The organism is Clostridium sp. ZS2-4 (assembly GCF_026719745.1).
In the GTDB taxonomy this organism is placed as follows: domain Bacteria; phylum Bacillota; class Clostridia; order Clostridiales; family Clostridiaceae; genus Clostridium_H.
In genome coordinates this window covers 14,774-38,361 of the sequence record NZ_JAPPRQ010000045.1, presented here as the reverse complement: position 1 = coordinate 38,361, position 23,588 = coordinate 14,774, and the positions used below count along the sequence as shown (strand labels likewise).

Annotated in this window: 27 protein-coding genes; 4 read left to right on the top strand and 23 right to left on the bottom strand. The window is 29.7% G+C overall.

Translation table 11 applies throughout. From position 1 onward, the window contains the following. Positions 1-172: 172 nt before the first annotated feature. Positions 173-1,624 (bottom strand): aminotransferase class I/II-fold pyridoxal phosphate-dependent enzyme, encoded by a 1,452-nt coding sequence (locus OIO11_RS08310; RefSeq protein WP_268070984.1) that lies wholly within the window; start codon positions 1,622-1,624, stop codon positions 173-175. 127 nt (positions 1,625-1,751) lie between these two features. Then, entirely contained in the window at positions 1,752-2,384 is a 633-nt protein-coding gene (locus tag OIO11_RS08305) for an HD domain-containing protein (RefSeq protein ID WP_268070983.1), read from the bottom strand. Positions 2,385-2,610: 226 nt separating this feature from the next. On the opposite strand from OIO11_RS08305, the gene OIO11_RS08300 reads away from it, so the two are divergent. Then, positions 2,611-3,576, top strand: coding sequence for an AEC family transporter (locus OIO11_RS08300; protein ID WP_268070982.1), 966 nt, complete (start codon positions 2,611-2,613; stop codon positions 3,574-3,576). 47 nt (positions 3,577-3,623) lie between these two features. Here the strand turns inward: OIO11_RS08300 and OIO11_RS08295 are convergent, their stop codons facing one another. The 19 genes from OIO11_RS08295 to OIO11_RS08205 all read right to left on the bottom strand — a co-directional run bounded on the left by OIO11_RS08295 (position 3,624) and on the right by OIO11_RS08205 (position 19,857). Beyond that, positions 3,624-5,648: a complex I subunit 5 family protein gene (locus OIO11_RS08295; RefSeq protein ID WP_268070981.1), complete on the bottom strand. Its 2,025-nt coding sequence runs from the start codon at positions 5,646-5,648 to the stop codon at positions 3,624-3,626. A gap of 14 nt (positions 5,649-5,662) precedes the next feature. Further along, complete coding sequence (locus OIO11_RS08290; protein ID WP_268070980.1) at positions 5,663-7,114, bottom strand: complex I subunit 5 family protein; 1,452 nt, start codon at positions 7,112-7,114, stop codon at positions 5,663-5,665. A 16-nt stretch (positions 7,115-7,130) separates the two neighbouring features. Continuing rightward, on the bottom strand, positions 7,131-8,600 hold the full coding sequence (locus tag OIO11_RS08285; protein WP_268070979.1) for a complex I subunit 5 family protein: 1,470 nt from the start codon (positions 8,598-8,600) through the stop codon (positions 7,131-7,133). Between the two features lie 3 nt (positions 8,601-8,603). Then, on the bottom strand, positions 8,604-8,966 hold the full coding sequence (locus tag OIO11_RS08280; RefSeq protein ID WP_268070978.1) for a sodium:proton antiporter: 363 nt from the start codon (positions 8,964-8,966) through the stop codon (positions 8,604-8,606). Continuing rightward, the gene (locus OIO11_RS08275; RefSeq protein ID WP_268070977.1) at positions 8,967-9,386 is read right to left on the bottom strand and encodes an MnhB domain-containing protein; all 420 of its coding nucleotides are present in this window, start codon (positions 9,384-9,386) and stop codon (positions 8,967-8,969) included. It lies immediately after the preceding gene. An 18-nt stretch (positions 9,387-9,404) separates the two neighbouring features. Further along, positions 9,405-9,695, bottom strand: a complete 291-nt coding sequence (mbhE, locus tag OIO11_RS08270) for a hydrogen gas-evolving membrane-bound hydrogenase subunit E (RefSeq protein ID WP_268070976.1) — start codon at positions 9,693-9,695, stop codon at positions 9,405-9,407. Continuing rightward, positions 9,692-9,931, bottom strand: a complete 240-nt coding sequence (locus OIO11_RS08265) for a hydrogenase subunit MbhD domain-containing protein (protein ID WP_268070975.1) — start codon at positions 9,929-9,931, stop codon at positions 9,692-9,694. The genes mbhE and OIO11_RS08265 overlap by 4 nt, the downstream gene beginning before the upstream one ends. Continuing rightward, positions 9,918-10,235 carry a monovalent cation/H(+) antiporter subunit G gene (gene mnhG, locus OIO11_RS08260; protein WP_268070974.1) on the bottom strand — a complete coding sequence of 106 codons (318 nt, stop codon included), beginning with the start codon at positions 10,233-10,235 and terminating at the stop codon, positions 9,918-9,920. The genes OIO11_RS08265 and mnhG overlap by 14 nt, the downstream gene beginning before the upstream one ends. A gap of 14 nt (positions 10,236-10,249) precedes the next feature. Next, the gene (locus tag OIO11_RS08255) at positions 10,250-10,501 is read right to left on the bottom strand and encodes a monovalent cation/H+ antiporter complex subunit F (protein ID WP_268070973.1); all 252 of its coding nucleotides are present in this window, start codon (positions 10,499-10,501) and stop codon (positions 10,250-10,252) included. Positions 10,502-10,506: 5 nt separating this feature from the next. After that, positions 10,507-10,977, bottom strand: a complete 471-nt coding sequence (locus OIO11_RS08250) for a Na+/H+ antiporter subunit E (RefSeq protein WP_268070972.1) — start codon at positions 10,975-10,977, stop codon at positions 10,507-10,509. A gap of 248 nt (positions 10,978-11,225) precedes the next feature. Next, positions 11,226-13,220, bottom strand: coding sequence for a sigma-54-dependent Fis family transcriptional regulator (locus OIO11_RS08245; protein WP_268070971.1), 1,995 nt, complete (start codon positions 13,218-13,220; stop codon positions 11,226-11,228). A 264-nt stretch (positions 13,221-13,484) separates the two neighbouring features. After that, complete coding sequence (locus OIO11_RS08240) at positions 13,485-14,105, bottom strand: hypothetical protein (protein ID WP_268070970.1); 621 nt, start codon at positions 14,103-14,105, stop codon at positions 13,485-13,487. 261 nt (positions 14,106-14,366) lie between these two features. Further along, positions 14,367-15,185: an adenosylmethionine decarboxylase gene (gene speD, locus OIO11_RS08235; protein ID WP_268070969.1), complete on the bottom strand. Its 819-nt coding sequence runs from the start codon at positions 15,183-15,185 to the stop codon at positions 14,367-14,369. Between the two features lie 147 nt (positions 15,186-15,332). Continuing rightward, complete coding sequence (gene rlmH, locus OIO11_RS08230) at positions 15,333-15,812, bottom strand: 23S rRNA (pseudouridine(1915)-N(3))-methyltransferase RlmH (RefSeq protein WP_268070968.1); 480 nt, start codon at positions 15,810-15,812, stop codon at positions 15,333-15,335. Between the two features lie 287 nt (positions 15,813-16,099). After that, a complete protein-coding gene (locus OIO11_RS08225) occupies positions 16,100-16,603 on the bottom strand; it encodes an SEC-C metal-binding domain-containing protein (RefSeq protein ID WP_268070967.1) in 504 nt (167 codons plus the stop codon). 111 nt (positions 16,604-16,714) lie between these two features. Then, entirely contained in the window at positions 16,715-17,287 is a 573-nt protein-coding gene (locus OIO11_RS08220; RefSeq protein ID WP_268070966.1) for a GerMN domain-containing protein, read from the bottom strand. A 9-nt stretch (positions 17,288-17,296) separates the two neighbouring features. Then, complete coding sequence (locus OIO11_RS08215; RefSeq protein WP_268070965.1) at positions 17,297-18,082, bottom strand: MBL fold metallo-hydrolase; 786 nt, start codon at positions 18,080-18,082, stop codon at positions 17,297-17,299. A gap of 79 nt (positions 18,083-18,161) precedes the next feature. Then, positions 18,162-19,421: a UDP-N-acetylglucosamine 1-carboxyvinyltransferase gene (locus OIO11_RS08210; protein ID WP_268070964.1), complete on the bottom strand. Its 1,260-nt coding sequence runs from the start codon at positions 19,419-19,421 to the stop codon at positions 18,162-18,164. Positions 19,422-19,698: 277 nt separating this feature from the next. Beyond that, complete coding sequence (locus OIO11_RS08205) at positions 19,699-19,857, bottom strand: DUF1540 domain-containing protein (protein ID WP_268070963.1); 159 nt, start codon at positions 19,855-19,857, stop codon at positions 19,699-19,701. 191 nt (positions 19,858-20,048) lie between these two features. On the opposite strand from OIO11_RS08205, the gene OIO11_RS08200 reads away from it, so the two are divergent. From OIO11_RS08200 to OIO11_RS08190, 3 genes are all read left to right on the top strand, one after another. Further along, positions 20,049-20,594, top strand: a complete 546-nt coding sequence (locus OIO11_RS08200) for a 2'-5' RNA ligase (RefSeq protein WP_268070962.1) — start codon at positions 20,049-20,051, stop codon at positions 20,592-20,594. Positions 20,595-20,761: 167 nt separating this feature from the next. After that, the gene (locus tag OIO11_RS08195) at positions 20,762-21,247 is read left to right on the top strand and encodes a dUTP diphosphatase (protein WP_268070961.1); all 486 of its coding nucleotides are present in this window, start codon (positions 20,762-20,764) and stop codon (positions 21,245-21,247) included. An 80-nt stretch (positions 21,248-21,327) separates the two neighbouring features. After that, positions 21,328-21,759: a DMT family transporter gene (locus OIO11_RS08190; RefSeq protein WP_268070960.1), complete on the top strand. Its 432-nt coding sequence runs from the start codon at positions 21,328-21,330 to the stop codon at positions 21,757-21,759. Positions 21,760-21,785: 26 nt separating this feature from the next. Here OIO11_RS08190 and OIO11_RS08185 read toward each other — a convergent pair whose 3' ends face one another. Both OIO11_RS08185 and OIO11_RS08180 read right to left on the bottom strand, forming a co-directional pair. Then, complete coding sequence (locus OIO11_RS08185; protein WP_268070959.1) at positions 21,786-22,790, bottom strand: hypothetical protein; 1,005 nt, start codon at positions 22,788-22,790, stop codon at positions 21,786-21,788. A 16-nt stretch (positions 22,791-22,806) separates the two neighbouring features. Beyond that, positions 22,807-23,439 carry a metallophosphoesterase gene (locus OIO11_RS08180; RefSeq protein ID WP_268070958.1) on the bottom strand — a complete coding sequence of 211 codons (633 nt, stop codon included), beginning with the start codon at positions 23,437-23,439 and terminating at the stop codon, positions 22,807-22,809. Between the last annotated feature and the right edge of the window lie 149 nt (positions 23,440-23,588).

The window sequence follows — 23,588 nt, the reverse complement described above, 5'->3', positions numbered from 1 at the left end:
TTTACCCCCACGCTTCAAACCCAATATTTCTACTACGCTTGGTGGTTGGCTACAAGGCTTCTTGGCAATTACCTTGACTGGACTTTCACCAGCTAGTATGGTCCAGCTTAGCTGGACGCACAAATAAAAAAAGATAAAAAATGCAATTAATTACATTCTTTATCTTCTTTATTTATATCCCTAAAACTTTAATATTCTCCACATAAGGATCTTCTGTATCTGTCAGCATGCTGTGTTGATTTTTCAAGAATTTTATATATTCTATAATGTCTCTGCTTATTCTCTCGCCAGGAGTAATTATAGGTATTCCAGGCGGATATGCCATAATAGACTCTCCACTTATTTCACCTTCTGATTTATCCAGTTTTACAATCTTTTTTCTAGCATAAAAAGCATCTCTTGGAGAAACTATAACTTTAGGATTTTCTAATGCCACTTTATCAAAATTCACTTCACTACCTCTATATTTTATACTTATATCACGAAGAGCATCTACAAGAGCTTTTATGGAATCCTCTGTATCTCCCACACTTATAATAGCTAATATGTTAAATACATCTCCAAGCTCCACTTGAATATTATATTTATCTCTAAGTATATCGTAGGCCTGAAACCCAGTAATTCCAAGACCTTTTACACATACTCCAAGTTTAGTTTCATCAAAATTATATACACCTTGTTCTTCTATTAGTTCTTTTCCAAAAGCATATAATCCTTTAATTTGGTTTATCTCTTCTCTAGCGGCTCTAGTCAATTTTAATATTCGTGAAAATCTTTCTTCGCCTTCCATGACCAGCATTTTTCTCGCTACATCCAGGCTTGACATCAAAAGATAAGACGCACTCGTGGTCTGAGTCAAGTTTAATGTAGTTTTAACTGTATTTTTATCAATAAATCCTTCGTTTAGTAATAAAACAGAACTTTGAGTAAGCGAACCTCCGGTCTTATGAAGACTAACTGCCGCCATGTCAGCACCAAGCTCCATGGCACCCTTTGGAAGTTCATCATGGAATCTAAAGTGTGCTCCGTGAGCTTCATCCACTAGAACAGCCATACCATGCTTATGAGCTGTTTTAATTATCTTTTTCAAATCTGATGTAGCCCCATAATATGTTGGATTAATTAAAAATACTGCTCTAACATCTGGATTTTCAGCAATAGCTTTTTCAACATTTTCTACTGATACCCCCATAGCTATTCCAAGCTCATCATTAGTCTCAGGCTGAACATATACCGGTATAGCTCCACTTAGTATCAATCCATTTATAGCAGACTTATGAGCATTTCTTGGCAATATAATTTTATCTCCAGGTCTACATACACTCATAATCATAGCTTGCACACCTGAAGATGTTCCATTTACCAGGAAAAAAGCATGATCTGCACAATATGCATCTGCCATCAACTCTTCAGCATCTTTAATAACACTTATAGGGTTACTTATGTTATCAAGACATTTCATGGAATTAACATCTACTTCTAAAACTTTGTCTCCAACATATTCAGCAAACTCTGGTAATCCTTTTCCGTGTTTATGCCCTGGAACATCAAAAGGTATAACATTTTTTTCATTATATTCTTTTAAAGCATCAAATAATGGAGTTCTATTCTGATTTCTTATCATTTTTAACCACCTTTTTTGCGAAAATTAACACTAATATCTACAATACCGATATGTTATACCATGACTTTATTCTTGTCAATATGATATTTTTCTACATTTTATATTTCCTTTTATATTTCCTTTGCATTTAATATTTTACGTATTCCTTAGATTTATTTACGAAAGTTTTTATGTTTTCTTCTTCCTCTGCATATTTTTCTACCGTCATTTCTCCACGACCAAACCTGTCACATAAAGATAATAATGCAACTTCATCAACTGAAACTTGAGAAATCATTGTTTCTATATCTGCAAAGGGTAAGTCCTTAACTACAAAAAGTGTCTGCATATGCCACCTTACCAGATAAGCCACTTTATCAATAAATTCCTTATCGTCAGTAAGCTCCTGTAAAAATTTTCTTGCTATTCTTTCTCCATGCCTATCATGATCATAAGAAGTTATTCTGCCTTTTCTCATTCTAGTAGTAGGCTTCTTTCCTAAATCATGCAATAAAGCAGCCCACATAAAAGCATGTGGTTCTTCACTTAATTCTTTTTTTTCAGATGCATTATCTATTACCAGAAGTGTATGGTTCCATACACTTCCCTCTGGATGATGCTTTAAGGATTGTGGGACATCTATTAATTCTTTTAACAATGTAAAAGGATATATATCAGGGAACTCATCTTTTTCTATAAGTTCATTAAAATATTTTGATGGCTGTTTATCTTCCATTAAGTGTTTATCAAATTTTTTAAAAATCATATTTTTATCTTCCATTAACATAACCTCCCTACTTATTTCTTATATTTATTCTTCCATTTTTTTTAATACTTTATTTAGAATTGTTAGTCATAAGATAACTAAAAATAAATTGGACAAATAAAACAATAACTGCTAATATAAAAAAAACGTATTTAATATAGCATGTTATGGCATATTATAATAACTTATAATATGCCATAACAAACTTCATTTTATTTATATTTTAGGAGGAATTACACTGATGCAAATATTTGCATATATCTTAATCAACAATATTCTACCAATATTTATTCTTATAATTCTAGGCTACATTCTAGATAAAAAATTCAATTTAAACATATATACTTTGAGTAAGTTAAATTTCTATATCTTTGTTCCCATATTTGCATTTATCCAGCTTTATACTACACAGATTCCCAGCGGAATGCTAAAAGTTGTGGTTTATGCTATGTTATTGTTATTGTTAAATTACATTATAAGCAGCATAGTTTCTAAATTTCTTAAATTTGATCTTTCTCTTAAAAATGCTTTTATTAATTCTGTAATGTTTTATAATTCTGGAAATATAGGAGTTCCTCTCATTACTTTAGTATTCAGCAGTACTCCTTTTGTAATAGATGGTACGACTCCTTATTTAAGCCTTGCTTTGACAACCCAAATAGTGATATTAGTAATCCAAAATATATTTACAAACACTTTAGGATTCTTTAATGCAGGACAAGGAACCATGCATTGGAAGGATTCAGTTAAAAGTATTCTAGGTATGCCTACAATATACGCTATTCCTTTAGCAATTATTTTTAAGAATATACCCTATAATCTTGTAGAAACACCTATTTGGCCTGCTCTTAAATATGCTAAAGATGGAATGATTCCCATTGCACTGATAACCCTGGGCATTCAACTGTCTAAAACCAAATTTAATCTAAAAAATCAATATGGATACATATCTAATGTATTAAGACTATTGGGAGGACCTGTTTTTGCATACTTGCTTATTACTGTGATGAACATAGAAGGAATTACTGCTCAAGCTCTTATGATTTCTTCTTCAGTTCCTACTGCTGTAAATACTGCACTGATTGCAGTTGAGAGAAATAATAGACCTGATTTTGCATCTCAAGTAGTTATGACTTCTACTTTTATCAGCACCGTAACATTAGTTTTTGTAGTTTATATATCTAGAATCTTATTTCCTATAGTTTAAAATATAAAAATAAACTCAGTTTTTAGAAAACTGAGTTTATTTTTATATTAAAATTGAATCATAACAAGTAAACAAACTACAAGAACAACAGCAAATATAAATACAGAATAAGTTATACTATTCATTTTATGACCCAATTGCTGCGCTCCCTGACTTAAATTTTTAGCTACTGATATATTTTCATCAACTTTTTCTTGTCCCTTATTTATAACATTCCCGGTTAATTCTACAGCAGAATCTAATGCTTCTTCAAGCGTTCCTTTAATAGCTTTTCCATAATTTAATTCCCTTGTTGCTAATAATTTCATTATATTACTGAAAAAAGCAACAGTTTGTATAAGCCCAACATCAATGGCCTTTAAAACAACTGAGCTAACAAAGAAAACTACTTTCCATGCTGGTTTATACACATGGTTCTCAATATTAAACCAGTTTAGTGCAGGATTTTCATACCACCAGTGTTCTCCAGTACCTTTTCTTAAGAACTTTCTTACAAAGAAGAAGTATACAGCCACTCCAAGTAAAATTGTAAATATTGCTGACATAACATGTGAACCTGAGTAAAAGTGAGCATGTACATTATGATGAATATTTCCAAAAGGTTCTACAGCTTTTTCTATAAGATGTAAAACTGTTTCTGGTCTAAGTCCTATATAAACAACTACAGCTGCTAAAACCCCTATCGGGAAAAGTGCTCTCTTTGTAATTATAGTCTTAGCTTTTTCAATATTGTGATCACTCTTCTCAACAAATACTGCAACAAATATCTTTAATAGATACGCTACGGTAAAACTACTGCTGGCAGTAAACACCACTTCCGCAATAGTAAACCAAATTCCACCATACATATGATGAGCCTCTGAAAGAGCACTATGCAAAAGAGTTTTTCCAGTATATCCATTAAAGCCAGGCATACCTATAATAGCAAGTAATCCTATTAAAAATATAATTTTAAGCGCAGTCTTATCTCTTCCAAAGCCACCAATCTTATTTATGCTTAATTCATGCAATACCATATAAACAACTCCAACCCCCATGAATAAAAGCACTTTGAAAATTGCATGATTTATAATATGAAATAGTGTTCCATAAATAGCAATAACTTTATGGTCTTTCAACAGCCCAATTAAACCAATTCCTACTAATATATAGCCTACCTGACTCATAGTACTATAAGCAAGAATTCTCTTAATATTTCTCTGAAACATTGCTAAAAACCCACCTATAAACATAGTTATAAATCCCATAACTAATATCCCAGCAGACAACAAAACGTCTCCAGCCATCATTATATTAACAACAATTATAATACCGAAAATACCTGTTTTAACTAGTATTCCAGATAAAATTGCACTTGCTGGTGCAGGAGCAGCTGGATGGGCTTTAGGTAGCCAAATATGAAGAGGAAACATACCTGCTTTTACTCCAAAACCTATTATAATTAATACACTTATAAGATATTTTACTCTTCCCAAGTTTGCAACTGCATGTTGTAACTCTGAAATTTCAAAAGTTTGAGTATAATTATACAATAGGAATAATCCCATAAGAAGAATCAATCCACCAGTAACAGCCATTACTATATACGTATCTCCAGCTTCATGAGCATATTCATCTTCATCATGAATAACTAGTGCATACGAAGTTAAAGACATTATCTCGAAAAAAGTAAATAGATTCAAAATATTTTCTGATATAAAAATACCTATTGTACTCCATAAAGTAAGCATAAAGAAAAGATAATATCTGTTTCTATTTTTATAGCTTATTAAATACTGAGTGGAGTAAATTGTAACCAAAAACCACACAAATGTAGTAATGAAAACAAATATATATCTAAAAACATCTAGCTTTAAGTGAAGTCCTGTTCCCATAATATGAGGAACAGATATTTCTATTGTTTCTAATGCAACATACTTATATAAATAAGCTACTACTGCAAAAGTAATCCCTGTCATTATTATATAAAAAATCTTTCTATAGCTTTCATTTTTTTTCCCTAAAGCAAAACCTATAAAAGAACTTATTAATGGAAAAACCAAAATAAACATCAACAGATTTTTAGGATTCATAAACTTCCCCTCCTTTACATCAATTCAGCAGCAATTTCCTGTATAAAAGAAACAACTGGATTTGGAAATATTCCTAACAAAACAACAATTATAGTTATTGAAACTATAGGAATAAGCATTTTCATAGGAGCTTCTTTTACTTCTACAACTTCTTCCTCTGGTTTTTTAAAGAAAGCAACTGCTACAATAGGCATAAGATATAAAGCCGTTAATACTGCACTTAGCAATAATATAATTACAAAATATATCTTTCCTCCTTGAAGTCCACCTAAAGCCAAATACCATTTACTTACAAAACCATTGCTTGGTGGAATTCCTATAAGCGATATGGATGCAATGGCAAAACACCACATTGTTACAGGCATCTGTTTACCTATACCTTTTATCTGACCAATGTCTGTTTTGTGTGTTGTATACATTATTGTTCCAACACAAAAGAATAAGGTAATTTTTATAACAGCATGATTAATTAAGTGAAGCAGTCCTCCTACAAAAGCATCTTGATTCAAAAGTACTATACCCAGTAATATATATCCTAATTGACTTACTGTTGAATAAGCCAGTCTCTTTTTCAGATTTTGCTGATGTAGTGCTAAAAAAGACCCCATTACAATAGTTATACCAATTAAAATACTCATGTATATATTTCCTTTAGTCTCTTTTATAACATCCGCTCCAACTATAAAATAACTCATTCTTATAAGAGCATATATACCAGATTTAACAACTGCTACTGCATGTAACAGAGAACTTACTGGTGTTGGCGCAACCATAGCTTCAGGCAGCCATGAATGAAACGGAACCAATGCTGATTTAACACCAAATCCAAGAAACATGCTTACATAAATTGCAAGAAATAATTTCATATTTCCGTTTTGCACACTTGATAATATTCCTCCTGGAACAAAATTAAGATTTTTAGTCATACTGTAACATAAAATCATTCCAAGTAAAACAAGGGTTGCTCCTCCAAAAGAGTATATAAGATATTTTCTACCACTTTCTAAAGCCTTTTTCGTTCCTGTATGAATAACTAATGGAAATGTAGCCAAAGTAAGTAACTCATAGAAAATATAAAGAGTAATCAAATTTCCTGAAAAAGCAATTCCCATTGTAATTCCTAACGTCAAAGTGAAAAATGTAAAAAATCTGTTTTCTTTTCCTTCATGCTTCATATATTCCATAGAATAAAATGTAGTAAATATCCATAATACTGACACTAGAAAAGAAAAGAGAATAGCCAGTTTGTCTATCTTGAAATATATATCCAAAAATTCATTAAACTTAAATAAGTGTATATTCGATTGTCCTGAAAAATAGAAAATACAAACAACAAAAATAAAATTTAATATTACTCCCACACTTGCAAAAATATTTCTCCCTTTTTCTTCAAATCTGAAAACAGCTATGAAAATTGCTAAAATAGCCGGGAAAAAAATAGGAAGTAAAATCGCAGCATTATTCAATTCAAGCTCCCCCCTCCTATATTATTCCTGCTTCAATAAGTCTTATAATACTCCTTGAAGCAAAACCAACACCAATCATTGTAATAAGCAAAATCATAATAGGCAATAGTTCTCTTATAGGTTTACATTTTGATCCATATATTTTTCCTTCCAAATTTTCTTCTCCAAAATATCCGTTTATTACGATTGGAAAATAATACGCAGCATTTAACAAACTACTGATTAAGATCATCACAACCAAAATAGGTTTATCTGCTCTAATACTTGATAAAGATAAATACCACTTGCTTACAAATCCTGGCAACACTGGTATACCTACCATAGAAAGAGTTCCTATAAAGAAAAGTCCTAGAGTGACTGGCATTTCCTTACCAATTCCTTTTAACTCGTAAGTTTTCTTAAGACCACTTCTCTCAATTATAGCTCCAACCGATAAAAACAATGCTGATTTTGTTACCGCATGACCTATCATATGGAAAATAGCTAATGCAACACCTGCATCAGTGCCAAGCCCAATTCCTAAAAATATATATCCCATCTGAGCTACACTGGAATATGCTATTATACGTTTGATTTCTTTTTGGAATATGGCAAGCACGGACCCCATAATCATCCCTATACTTCCCATAACCATTATAATATTTAAAATAGGAAATTGCCTTATGATATCAATTCCAAAAACTCTATATAAAACCTTAATTAACAACAATACAAAAGGTTTTAAAACAAGGGCTGAAAGTAATGCACTTGAGGTTGCTGGTGCACTTGAGTGAGCATCTGGAAGCCATGTATGCAAGAAAAACATTGCACTTTTAACTCCAAGCCCTACAGTAAACAATCCAAGTGTTATCAATATTGCATTGGGATAGTTGGTATAATTTTCAACTAAAGCTTCATGTATATAAGTTATATTTAATTGTCCCGTAATGGAATATAAAAATGCAATTCCCATAAGTACGAGCCCTGAGCCTAAACAACTCATTATTAAATATTTTATTGTTGCCTTAATATTTTCTTTCTTGTCTTTTATTACGATTATCCCACAAGAGGCCAGAGTTCCTACCTCTATAAATACAAAGCTGTTAAATATATCATTTGTATAAACAATACCAAGTAAAGCCCCCACCAAGATATTTACTAATAGATAATAGAAAGGGATTTTATTTTCTTTTATATCCTTATCAATACTATAAAGTGAGTACCATATGATCATACTTGCTATAAAGGTAAACATTACTCCCATTATAGCTTCTATATTTCCTATATAAAATTCAATTCCAATAGGTGCTCCAAAATGTCCTGCTGAGTAAAAAAACTTGCCATGTTTTAGAACATACACCAATGTATTCACTGAAAGGACTAATGATATAAGCATGGAAGTCAAACTTATTCCTTTTACTATGTTCTTTTTATTTATTATTGGCATAGTAAAGGAAGTCACAAATAAAATCAATATGCCCATTAAAGGAAAACTTTTAGTAATCAATATCTAGCCCTCCCTCTTATTTAAAATCTCATCTAATTCAATAGTTCCATAAGCGTCAAATAACCTAATAGTTAATGCAAGTGCAAAAGCTGTTGTACTAACCGCTACAACTATTCCTGTCAGCATAAGACCAGTGGGAATAGGATTTATATATGCATTAACTCCTTTATATCCATTTACTATAATAGGTGCTTCTTTACCATCTATATATCCTTTTGCTATAAAGAATAAGAAGACAGCTGTATCCATAACATTCATACCTATTATTTTTTTTATCATATTATTATGAAACAAAAGTGTTGCAAAGCCTATACCAAACAAAATTATTGATGCTGTTTCATAATAATTGTGTATCAATCCTTCCATTTAAATTTCTCCTTTGTCAAATAAAGTGTAAAAAAAGTACATTGTTATTGCGACAATGGTTCCAACTAATATATTCAGTGGTAATAAATATCCTCCGCTTAGTATGTTTCCTGGAGTACCAAGTGGCGGCTGAGGTAGATGAAGATGGCTTCCCCCTGTTATGAAACTGTATCCTTTCATCAATCCATAAAGGATTATTGAAGTACAAATACAATTAGTTAAGGTTTTGTATTTCAACTTCTTTTTTGCCACTTCATCACCATAAACGATTCTAAATAATATTAGGCTAGCACCAATAACGGTTCCCCCTGCAAATCCACCTCCTGGACTTAAATGTCCGTGAGAAATTATATAAAGACCAAAAATCTGTATAAAAGGAATAACTATCTTGCTTACTTCCTTTAAAATTGTATCTCTCATAAAACCGCTCCTATTGATTTATTTTAATTCTTCTTTATCTCCATCTTTCTTTAATAAAATAATTACCGTAATGGATGCAGTGAATAAAACACTTGCTTCCACAAAAGTATCAAAAGCACGATAATCTAATATGATTCCTGTTACTATATTTGTAGCACCAGTGTCCTTAATTGAATTTTCTATATAGTATTTTGCAACTTCGTTATTAGCAGGATTATTTTCACTCCCAAATTTAGGAATATCATTAACTCCTAATAGTAAAATTACAATTAAGCTTGCCGTTAGTATAAATGTAATTAACTTCTTCATTTTTTTACTCCTTTCACTCTTTTTAGTGTAAGAACAAATAATAAAGTAGTTATTCCTGCTCCAACAGCGGCTTCTGTAATTGCTACATCTGGAGCATTAAGCTGCTGCCATAAAATAGCCATTATTAAGCTATACACCATAAATACAATAACCGCAGAAAGTAAATTCTTTATTAATGAAACTGCTATGGAAGCTCCTATCAAGAATAGAAGCATAACAATACTAAATACTTTCATTTTGCATCCCAACCTTTAATATTTCTTTATTGTCATTTTCATGCTTTGCTTTTACTATAAGGTGTGTAGCTGTAGGATTAGTAATCCATACAAATACTATGATAAGTAAAAGCTTTAAACTAACTATATTTAAACCATTATAGATTATAAGTGCAATTAATGATAATACTGCTCCTAAAGTATCGCACTTTGCTGCACTGTGAGCCCTTGTGTAAACATCAGGGAATCTTAGTATCCCAATTGTTCCAACCATAAAGAAGAATAACCCTCCCATTAGGAAAATGCTCATTAAAATCGTTTTCATTTAATCATACCCTCCTATAGTTTAACGAACTTTGATATAACAATAGATGCAATAAAGCTTATTAAAGCATAAACTAATGCTACATCAACAAAATAAGTCTCATGTATTATAAAAGAAACCATAAGAATCAAAATAATTGTTTTTGTTCCTACAACATTTATCGCAACCAATCTGTCAGCTGCACTTTGTCCTTTAACAGCCCTGTACATACATAAGAAAATAGTTGCTGATAAAAACAAGATTGCAAAAATCAATAATTTAATCATGTATCTTATCCCTCTACTTTCAAAAGAATTTTTTCAAATTTTGAATTTATCAAGCCATCTATATACTCTTTCTCTAAACAATGAACAGTAAGAACATTATCTTCCATAGCTACTGTAATAGTGCCTGGAGTTAAAGTAATAGAATTTGCAAGAACTGTTCTACAAAATTCAGATTTTAGTTTTGTTTCAAAACGTACAACATCAGGAGAAATATTTACATTTGGACTTAATACAATCTTTGCAACACTGAAATTTGCTATAAATATTTCTTTTATCAATGTCCATATATACTCAATCCAATATCTCATTTTTCTGAATAAATACCCTTGCTTATTATTTTTTGAAAGTAAAAAGTCTTTATTTAACAAAGTTACTCCTAAACATAAAATGATCCCAATAATTATTGTTTCCATACTTTTATTCTCACATAGTATTACCCAAAATACCATATACATTAAAATAACCTCAAATATCATTTTAACACCTCCCTTACTTGTTCCACAAGTTTTATTTAGCAATATTCGTGCCAATTCGACTCATTTATTTTATTATTCCCCTGCAGCCTTGATTCTAGTTACATTTATTAATTAATTTGCTGTATATATAATCACTTAATTTTTAGAATATTTTATATTATGTTTTAATATGATACACTTTTTTATTTTCGCTCAAAAAAAGCGTATCATAATGACTCACGTGTTTCATTATGATACATTTTCCCTTTTTATACTTCTTCTATATTATATTTTTTCATTTTTCTGTACATCGTACTTCTACCAATTCCTAATATTTTTGCAGCCCCAGCAATATTCCCATTTAATTCTCGGATAGTTTTTATAATTGCATTTTTTTCTATTTCATCCAACGTGAATAATTGATCTTTGGGATTAATATGATTAGATAATTCTTTAGGGTTTATATGACTTGGTATATTTTTATATGTTAAAACCGAATTGTCCTCTACTACATTTACCACTGTCTGAATAACATTCTGAAGTTCTCTAACATTACCAGGCCAATCATAATTCATCATACCTTTATAAAAACTTTGCTCTATACCTTTGATATTTTTCTCTATAGACCTACTGAATTTTTCAAGAAAATAATCAATGAAAATTTTAATATCTTCTTTTCTTTCTCTTAAAGAAGGAGTTTTGATAGTCATAACATTTATTCTATAAAATAAATCTCTTCTAAAATTACCAAGTTCAACTTCTTCACCCAAATCTTTATTAGTAGCCGCAATTACTCTAACATCAATAGGAATAACATCGTGTCCTCCAACTCTCACTACCTTTCTATCCTCTAATACTCTAAGTAAACTTACTTGTGCATCAAGAGGCATATCACCTATTTCATCCAAGAAAATAGTACCCCCGTCTGCAAGTTCAAATTTACCTGGATGTCCTCCTCTTTTAGCTCCTGTAAATGCACCTTCTATATATCCAAAAAGTTCACTTGATACTAGTTCTCTCGGTATAGCCCCACAATTTAAAAACACAAAAGGATAATCTCTTCTATCACTTTCATTATGAATAGCCTGAGCAAACATTTCCTTACCAGTACCACTTTCCCCCTGTAAAAGTATAGTAGTATTAGTATTAGCAGCCATGGAAGCTATCTTTATAGCACGTCTTATAGAATCACTATTACCAAGTATATCATTAAAAGTAAATTTAGCATTTGCACCAACAATCTTATTTACTAAGCTGTGAACCATTTTTACTTCTCTTAGGGTAATAACTGCACCATCTAATCCTTTACCATTAATAGATGTTATAGGAGTTACATTTGCTATACATGTTTTTTTTCTTCCATTTCTTGTCTTAAAATAGATTTCCTCTTCCTCGTATTTTCTACAATTACTTATTCCACTAATAATTTCCATACGATTATTAGAACTTAAAATACATCTAAAATCTTTTCCTATTATATCCTCTTCTTTAAAGGATAACAATTTTCTGGCAAATCTATTTATACTCACAACACTCCCCAAACTATCTATTCTAATTATTCCCTCGGAAATAGATTCTGTAATTTGATAGAATCTTTCATTAGTAAGTTTAAGTTCTCTATTTCTCTCCTCAAGTTTAATTTCTTTTTCAATAGCTTCAGCAGCAGCTACTACCATTCCCAGAGTATGAGGATGTACTAATTCATAATTGCCTGTTATACTTAGTACTCCTAACATTTGTCCATTTTTGTCTTTTATAGGACAAGCAGAAGAAGTTAGTTTATGATATTCCTGTATGTAGTGTTCTCCACCTAAAACTTGTATAGGTTCTCCAGTTATTAAAGCAATTCCTAAGGCATTAGTTCCGTTAATCTCTTCTCTTATGTTATATCCATCATACAATCCAAGAGAAGTATACATATTTACAATTTTTTCTTCACCAATATGTTCAAGAACATAACCATCTCTATCTGTTAATCTAATAATAAAATCTGTATCCTTTACAATTTTATAAAGGCTATCCATAAAAGGTTTTGCCGTATTTAACAAGGGAGTGAATTCTTTGTACCTTTTATCAAATTCCTCTTTTCCAAGCCTTACTGAAGAATTTTCAACAAAAGGATTTATTCCGTAGTCCTTACTTCTCTTCCACGATTCTGCAATAACATCGCGAATGCCTTCTCGATTGAGGATGCCTTTTTCAATAAATAACTTCCACTTATTTATTATATCTTCATTTTTATTAAGCAGTTTCCTAACAGTCAAAAAAAAAACCTCCCATTTATCCTTACATATTAGACAATTTCATACAATAATATTTTTATTTAAGTTCCTACAAATCACTATACTTATTTATCGTTAAAATGTCATACCTATATTTTACCCTAACTACTTTAATATACTTATGCATTATTATTTTAACATATTTCATCTTGCTTTTATTATAAACTATAATAAATTGTCACAGTAAAAATGCATAAAACCCCATTTTACAAATTGTAAAATGAGGTTTTTTTAAATCTATTTATTTTAGCCTACTGCATTTATTTCATCTAAGAATATGAATGATTGAACTTTATCACTAGCTTTATCTATGCTAACTAATAATTTTTTATTAGTATCATATTTAAAATACATGAAGTAAGCATTTGCTGCTTTTGAAACTTCCTTGCTGCTAGCTTCATCAAATTCTACTTTGTTAACATCTGCTAAATTATTTTTCTTGATAAAATCAAGTGCTTTTCCTTTAGCTTCTTCAATATTAAATTCTTTAGTATCTCCTTTAGCTGTCTTATCATAAGATTCAAGCTCAAGTACTTTATTTGTTTTAGTATCTATTAAAGCTGTATATCTTATTTTATCTTCATTAAGATTTTTATTTCTTACTAAGAAATATTTTTGTCCATCTCGTTCTATTGTCTCAGCTTTTAAATCTTTACTTTCTACTTTAACATCAAGATATTTTTTAAATGCATTAACAGCTTTTTCTTCAGATGTTTTTGCACTTTTCTCATTTAATTGCACAGCTACCTTCTCAGTCATTAGTTTATTTTTTGATATTGTATCTTGAGACATTTGTGCAAAAGCTTTTGTTCCTCCTAATGCCATTGCAGTAAGTAAAACTAAAGATGCTATTCTTTTTGATTTCATAATATTTTTCCTCCTTTAATTGTAACATTAAATTTATTTTTATTTCATATCTCCTCGTTACAATTAAATTATATAGTCGATACTTATAATAACCATCTATAAGTTGTAAAAAAATTGTAAAACAAACCAAATATTTCTTTTTGTAGTTTTTATTTCTATTATGATCATTTATTGAAAATATTATTAAAAAATGAGTCCAGCAAACCAGTTACCGAACTCATATTTAATCAACTATAATTTATTTATACTAAAAGTTAAAAACTATACATTAGGAAGATTTAAGCCATAGAATATTTCTGTCATTTCTCTGTCCAATTTTCCAACAATACCTTTTTTATCTTGTTCTGTTAAATCCTCTTCTTTGATTTCAAATAAATAATTATCAAGTTTAATATCTCGAAGCTTCATCTTTGTATGAAATATATTAGACTGGTATATATTCATATCCATTAAACTATATTTATCTATTGTTTCTTGTGCAATAAAGTTTTGTATAGAGTTAATTTCATGATCTATAAAATGTTTTTTTCCATCAATATCTCTCGTAAAGCCTCTAACTCTATAATCTATAGTAATGATATCTGAATCAAAACTTCCTATTAAATAGTTTAAAGCATTTAAAGGAGAAATTGTACCACAAGTGGAAACATCTATATCCACTCTAAATGTACTTATATCATTTTCCGGATGACTTTCTGGATAAGTATGTACTGTTACGTGACTTTTATCTAAATGTCCTACTATATTTTCGCGTGTTGGTGTTAAAATTCCTCTGTTACATGATGGATCAAGTACATATAAAGGAACCTCTTCCTCTGAAATAAGAAGAGTTACACTTGCCCCTTGTGGATCATAATCTTGTTTAGCAACATTCAGAACACTTGCACCTATAGTTTCTGTAACATCTGTTAAAATTTTAGTTAATCTTTCTGAGTTATATTGTTCATCTATATATTCAATATATTTTTTACGATCTTCTTCAGTTTTTGTATAACAAATATCGTAAATATTGAAACTTAGTGATTTTGTTAAATTGTTAAACCCATAAAGCTTTATCTTATTGTTATTGTTTTTATCCAACTCCATTCCTCATTTCTAATATATTTCTAACAAAATTATATAATTAATGAGCTTATTGTCAAGACATACATTTTTCTAATTATAAAACATTTTGTAAATGAAATGTTTTTAATCTTTAAGAAAAAGTACTAATAAATACTCTATCTATTACTTATGATACGGTTCGCCATTGTTAATTCTGTAAGCTCTATATACTTGTTCTAACAAAATAACTCTCATTAGCTGATGTGGAAAAGTCATTTTTGAAAAACAAAGCTTATAGTCCGCTCTATTTAAAACTTCTTTAGATAATCCTAAAGAACCGCCAATTATAAAGGCTATATTGCTGTTGCCTCGTATGCCCAAATCCTCTATAAATCCAGCAAGTTCTTCTGAAGATAACATTTTACCTTTTAAATCTAAGGCTATAACATACATATTGTCTTTAACATATTTAAGTATATTATTTCCTTCCTTTTCTTTAATTATTATCTCTTCTTTTTCAGAAGCATTATCTGGTGTTTTCTCATCATTTACTTCTATAATGTCTAACTTACAATACCTACTCAACCTCTTACCATATTCATCTATAGCCGCTTTTAAATACTTTTCCTTTAATTTTCCTACACAAATAATTGTTATATTCATATACTTATCACACCTTCTTTTGAAGTTATTAAGATACATAGCAGAATAATGTTGCGACGCAACATTATTCTAGTAACCAGTGCACAGTAGCCAGTAACCAGTAGAGGAAGTTTTGCTAAGGCAAAACCTAAACTTAAATAAAAGAAAGAGCAAGAACATAGAGAATTTCTATATCCTTGCTCTTTTTTATGTTTATTTTTACTGAATTTAAAATTTTTAATCTTCTTTTTTCTGGCTACTGGTTACTGGTCACTGGCTACTAAAAAGTGCTTCGCACTTTTCTTATATTACGCGTTTTTTCCGCAGCACTTTTTGTATTTTTTACCACTTCCACATATACAAGGATCATTTCTTCCTATTTTATTTTCTTTAACTATTGTTTTAGATGCTCTCCAAGCTTTTGTTATTTCTTTTCTCTTTTCTGCTGAAAACACTCCATCCCACTGTGGAAGTTCATATAGATAATCAGCTTTGGCATCTAGCATATTAAAATATAATTTTTCTAAATCTATATTTAGCTCAACTTCTGTATCAGCTTCAACATTTTCTATGTCTAATGTTTCTACAAGACTCTCATTGATTCCATCTAAAAATCCCATGAAAAAATTTATAGGAGTATTGTATACTTTAGCTAAATCTTCTACCTTTCCTTTAACAACTTCTTTATGATTAGCCAATACACCTGTATATATCTTCTTTTCCATTTCGCCATATTCTTTCCAAAACTCTGCTTCACCTTTATTCTTCACATAATCAATAACCATGTCTGTCCAATCTTTATATAAACTCATTTTCCATTCTCCTTCTGCACTATATTAAACTATAATCTCATAATATTATAATAAACATTTATTCTTTTTTCAATGCTATACTTTTTACGAATCTTAAACTCTGGCTATGTCCTATTTCTTTTTTATTTTTATAAAATTTATACCATCATTATTAAAAGGTTTAGATATATTAAAATTTCCACCTAAAGATTCAATATTTTTATTTTCAACTAAAATTTTAACTTTATGAATAGATTGTAATTCAGCTAATGACAAAGCTATACTTCTTAGACACGCTTCTTCTCTAGCTGAAGTCATTTCGCACCTAGCATTTGAACTTAAATTAACATATGCAATATTATCTTTAATAGAAAAACTTAAAATTCTCGTATTGCTAGGAAATACAGGTTTTGCTTTGCTTTTAACAGAAGGCCCCTTTATAAGTTGCTGCATTATAATTTCGCCTATAAGTTCATCCTTTTGTATTATTCTTTCTTCCCTTGCAACCTGAACTTCATTTTCGTTTTTCGATGCATCAAAATATATATTTAGATTAAGAGAATCATCATCTGAATTAGCTAATTTCAACTTTTTTATCTTTTCAGCATTGTTTGCATTTGCCTTGTTTTCATTTCCACACCCTACAAGTGTAGCTAAACTTATAATTGCAAGCATAATTAAAAAACACTTATATATTTTCCTCATAATAACCCCCTAAAACTCAAAATAGTTACTAGGCATATCTCTTTTTGCCATATATATGCTTATATCTTCATCTAATTTTACTCCATTTTCTCTTAATACGCTAACTACTGTTTCATAAGCAAGTTCCGGGTAATTATTCGTTTTACTCAAATGTCCTAAAATAACTCTTTTTGTATTGTATTTCATCATACTTACTATTGCTTCACCACAAGCTTCATTGGATAAGTGCCCAATATCACTTAGTATTCTTCTTTTTAGCGGATATGGATATGGTCCAAATTTCAACATCTCTACATCGTGATTGCTTTCCAATAATACAACATCCGAATTTTTAATCGCATTTTCAACTTCTGTTGAAAAATGTCCCAAGTCAGTGGCTACACTAACTTTTTTATTGTCACAGGACACAGTATATCCCATAGGTTCGGCAGCATCATGAGGTATGTGAAAGCAAGATATATTCATATCTTTTATCTCTATACTATCTTTATCTATTATTCTTATATTTTCTTCTTTAATCTTACCTATATTCTTAGCCATCCCTTTCCAAGTCAGTTCATTTGCATATATAGGTATATCATATCTTCTTGACATTACCCCTACGCCTTTAACATGGTCAATATGTTCATGGGTAACAAATATCCCATCTATTTTAGCAGCATCTTTATCTATATCCTTTAATGCTTTCTCAATACTCTTTCCTGGTAATCCAGCATCCACTAAAACACTACCACATTGTGAGGAAATAAATACACTATTTCCGCTGCTCCCACTATATAAAGGACAAAATATCATTATAATATTCTCCAATCTTAAAGTTTTATGTCTATAAATTAGTACTCTATATTACCCTTCAGTAATAAATACTGTTTTACTAATCTATATTCACTCTCTTTATTCTAGCTCCTAATGAATTAAATTTTTCTTCTATATGTGGATAACCCCTATCAATATGATCAATCTCTCCTATTTCAGTTATACCCTTAGCAATCATTCCTGCTATAACCATAGCTGCCCCTGCTCTCAAGTCTGTAGCTATCACTTTTGCACCAGTAAGTTCTTCTACACCTTCTATGATAGCTAAATTATTTTCCACACCTATTTTAGCTCCCATTTTCTTTAATTCATCTACATGTTTAAATCTACTTTCCCATATACTTTCATTAACTATGCTTCTACCCTTTGACACACTCAAGAGTGTTGTCATCGGTTGCTGAAGATCTGTTGGGAATCCTGGGTATGGAAGAGTTTTTACATTTACTCCCCTTAAATCATTTGAGCTTTCTATCGTTATACTATCTTCTCTTTCTGTTACTTTAACGCCCATTTCTATAAGTTTTGCTGAAATTGATTCTAAATGTTTAGGAATTACATTATTAATATTAACTTTACCTCCACAGGCTGCTGCAGCCATCATATATGTACCTGCTTCAATCTGATCTGGTATTACACTATAATTGCATCCTTTTAATTCCTTAACACCAGTAATTTTAATTACATCAGTTCCTGCGCCCTTAATATTAGCTCCCATAGAGTTTAAAAAGTTAGCTACATCTACAATATGAGGCTCTTTTGCTGAATTTTCAAGTATAGTTTTACCCTCAGCAAAAGTAGCTGCCAACATAACATTTATGGTTGCACCAACACTAACTACATCGAAATATATATTTGTACCGACTAATCTTTCTGCTTCTGCAACTACTGCACCATGTTCAATTTTAACCTTAGCACCTAAAGCTTCAAATCCCTTTATGTGCTGGTCTATAGGTCTAACCCCTATGGCACATCCACCTGGCATTTCAACCCTGGCCTTTTTAAACCTTCCAAGTAATGCTCCTATTAAATAATAAGAGGCTCTCATTTTTCTAACATCTTCTGTATTTGCATCAATGCTATTTATGCATGTACTATCTATTGTAACAGTCGTCTTGTTTCTACTTACTTTTGCTCCAAGACTTTCAATAATTCTTTCTATACACTTTGTGTCACTAATATCAGGTATGTTGTCTACAATACAAACACCATTACCAGCCATTATAGTAGCTGGTAAAATAGCCACTGCTGCGTTTTTAGCTCCACTAATCTCAATATCGCCATTTAGAGGGTATCCTCCATCAATAATGAGTTTTTCCATATAATTATCCATCCTTACTATTATTTTTTTAATCCATACAATTTTACTACTTTAAATTAACCACATATTTTCACAAATTTAATTATAACATAATCATTGATATTTTTAATACTTATTTTTATATATTACAATATAGTTTTTTTGGATACTTTACATACTAGTAACCAACAATACCATTAATCAGTGTTAGTAATCCTTTTCATAAACCATTTTATAGTATTTGAATAATATTATTGGATAAAAAATAGAACCTGGAATTTACTCCAGATTCTATTTTTTATTTTTTTTGGAAGCTTCCACAATCAGTACATTCAACTGTATTTGCCATATTTGCATGCTTAACAACATTAATTTTTTGTAAAGTACAATAATTTTCACCGCCAGAATGATATTTACATTCTGATACTGTGCATCCTATACTGTTGTTGTAGTTCATACCACTTACCTCCTCAATATAGTTTTAAATAGTTCTTACTTATTATTAGTTTTGAATAAAATTTTATACAGAAATCATACTATTAAAATAAGGTATTATAGTTATGAAATTGTACTTACTTCTCAAAAAAATGTACAATTTCTGCAAATATGATATAATAACATAAAAAATCAATATGTCGGGGGATTAAAATGAAATACCATTTAGTTGCATTGTTTGATACTAAATCAAATACCTTTATTGAATCAACTCAACAAAACTTATGTAAAAAATACAAACTATATAAATCTAACCAAAAGTTTCATGTACCTATACAAACCATAATAGATCCTAATATGGATAAATTTAATAAAATAGTTATGGATACTCTAGCTCCATATAAAAATTTTAAAATTCAAATCAATCCTAAAATTTATTTGGATAAATCTTCAAGAACTGTTAATTTGAAGGTGGAAAATAAAGGGTACATAATAAGAATTGCCAGAAATATTACAGAAACACTTGCTTTAAGTGGTTTTACCGTAAAAGAAAAATATGAAAACAACCTTCATATATCTTTAGCAAATTCAAATTATTCTATCCGTAAATCCTTAGGTAACGAAGCACCAGTAGCTTTAACCACCAAGAATGAAGATATGTATTATGATTTTGCAAAGATAAATAGACTTGAACTTTGGAAACCAATTAATAATAAAAAAGAAATTTTAATTAAAACTTATCCATTGAGGGAATATTAAAATAACATAATCTATAATAAATCAGTTGCAAATTTGGGGTTACTGATTTATTTTTTTACAAAAATTTAATGTAAACGATTTGGTAATCTTTTAATATTTCTGAAAATAATATAGAATATATTTATAATTGATACTTATACCCGATTTAAGAAAGGCGGAATTATTAAATGAATCTTAATAAACTCTTCCAACTTCAACGCAATCTGGACGAAAGAATCATTGTTGAACATAATTTACATAATGAATCATTATTTTCAAAAAAAGTTCTAGCTCTACAAGTGGAAATTAGCGAACTTGCTAATGAAACTCGCTGTTTTAAATTTTGGAGCGTTAAAGGTCCTTCAAGTAAGAGTATAATATTAGAAGAATACGTGGATTGTCTTCATTTCATCTTAAGTTTAGGTCTTGAAAAAGATTATGTGAACCTTGAGCTCACAATGCGAAATGATGTCAATGATTTAACAGAAACATTTATTAATATATATATAGACATTAATGATTTTGTTGTCTGCTCTTCTAAAGATAATTATAAAACTTTATTTGAAGATTTTTTATGCTTAGGAAAAAATCTAGGCTTTACTTCTGAAGAAATAGAAAATGCCTATTTCGAAAAAAATAATATTAACCACCAAAGGCAAGATACAGGTTATTAATCTTTATAGCGTACATATTTAATCTTCCAAAATAATATTATCTAGATTTTAGGGTACAATATTTTTGGAAGGTGATTTTTATGTTTGGACTAATTTCATCAATTGTTGCTGGTATTGCTATGAGTCTTCAAGGTGTATTCAATACTAGACTTGGCGAAAAGATTGGTTTATGGGAAACTAATGTATTGGTTCAAGGAATAGGATTTATTTTAACCTTGGCAATACTATTTTTTTTAGGCAATGGAAATTTTAAAAATTTAAGTTCTTCAAATAAATTATATCTTCTTGGTGGTCCTTTAGGGGTTATAATTATTTTCACTGTAATGAATGGAATACAACAATTAGGTGCAACTTATGCCATATCAGCAATATTAGTATCTCAGCTTTTAGCAGCTGGTTTAATTGATGCTTTGGGATTATTTGAATCTAAAAAAATTCACTTTGGTACAAATGAAATATTGGGTATTGTTATCATGATAGCAGGAATCATAGTTTTTCAATGGAAACGATAAAAGAACCAAACTATTGCTGGTTCTTTTTATTTTCGTGTTTCTAAAATTTGCTCTTCTATTTTATGAATTTTTAATGCTTCTTCTCTAGATAAATTTGAAAATATATTCTTTCTATATTCATCTCCTAATTTGTTTCTTCCCACAGATCTATCTTCTAAAACATCAGTCCAATTTATCTTTTTTCTATTATAGTAAAGATCATAGTCAACCGTTCTAGTTCCATCTTCTAAATATTCTAATGCTAATAGTACCTTTTTTATATACTTAGGGTCAGAAACTGTAAATAATCTTAATCTATATACCTCTATACTCATAAGAAATCTAGGATAATCTTTTCCCCATGCTTCCCCTAAAATTACCCCCAGTTCCAAACTGTCAATCACTCTTACAAGTCTATCATACTGAAGCTTATATTCCCCATACCTGTCATAAATCCTTATTTCAAGTTCATACCAATCCTTATTACCCATAGCTTCATTTATATATCTTAAAGCATGAGTTCTCAGACTTTTAATTAAAGAATAATATCCCTCTTCTACATATACTCCTTTTTCATAAGCATTAGATAATCTTACATCACTATTTAATCTATTCTCAGATAGGATTATTATATTCCCTTTGTTATTATTTTCGCTTAATATATTATTGAATTTTCCAATTTGACCCTTGTGTTCCATTTGAATCTCTTCTAATATTTTTTCAGTATCTCCTATTGCTCTGATAACAATAATTCTTGGTGCCAGCCTTGAATTATTTACAAGATTAATTTTACCTTCACTAATCATATTGCAAAGTAAAATATCCGGTTGAGTTTCAGCAATTAAAACATGCTGTATATCTTCTTCTTTTACTACTTCTTTTATTCTATTTGTTAAAAAAAGAATAGTACAATCTTCCCCTGAATTATCACAAGCAAAATTAAAATCACATTCTTTAAATTTTGCTGTTATTTTTAAGTAAGTCAACAATTCTGTCATATTATTGCTTTCCATAATAAGTATCTTAGGACCGCCTCTTACTAATGAAAACATTTATAAACCTCCCCTGTTAAAACCCCGCCTTTCCTCTTCCCAACCTGTTTTCATCTGTTCCAAAAGGATAGGGCAAATTATATATTTTTCCTGTATCTAAATCTATCACATTTATACTTATAATACCGTTTAAATATATTTGATTATATTGTTCTATATTGTTTACACTTAAATCATGTCCAAACAAATTATATTTTGATGGAAAGTTTAATATTTCTCTGGAAAAATGACTTACTGTAAACTCCAAATTATTAACATTTATTTTTTTATACCCTTCTATAATATTACTTCTTTTAGATATTTTTTCAAGTATATACTTATTATCATGATTACCTACACATAGATATATATCTTTTGCATTAGATTGTTCTAAAATATCAAGCAGTATTTTCACTCTTTTTTCATATCTACTTATAGAAGCTGGATATATCTCTAATTTTATATTATCTACTAAATCTCCTGTATGAACTATATAATTTGGAGCCAAAGTATTTATAATTTTTTTTAAGGCAGGAAAAAATTTTTCTGGTGTGTCTGAAATATGAAGCAATGTGTTTTGTTTATCGCTTTTCAAACTGTCTGGAATATAAACATATCCTGTTAATCTGTAAAAAAAGCTCTTTATTTTTTCCTTATACGTTATAACCATCTCCTTAAATAATTCTCAGAAGCAAAGTATCTTTTTCATTCATAATTATATCATATATACAAATTTAACTATAACCTGTCATATCCTCTTCTAATATTTTATTAACATTTATTTATTATTAAAACTATATTATATAATAGAGTATTTCG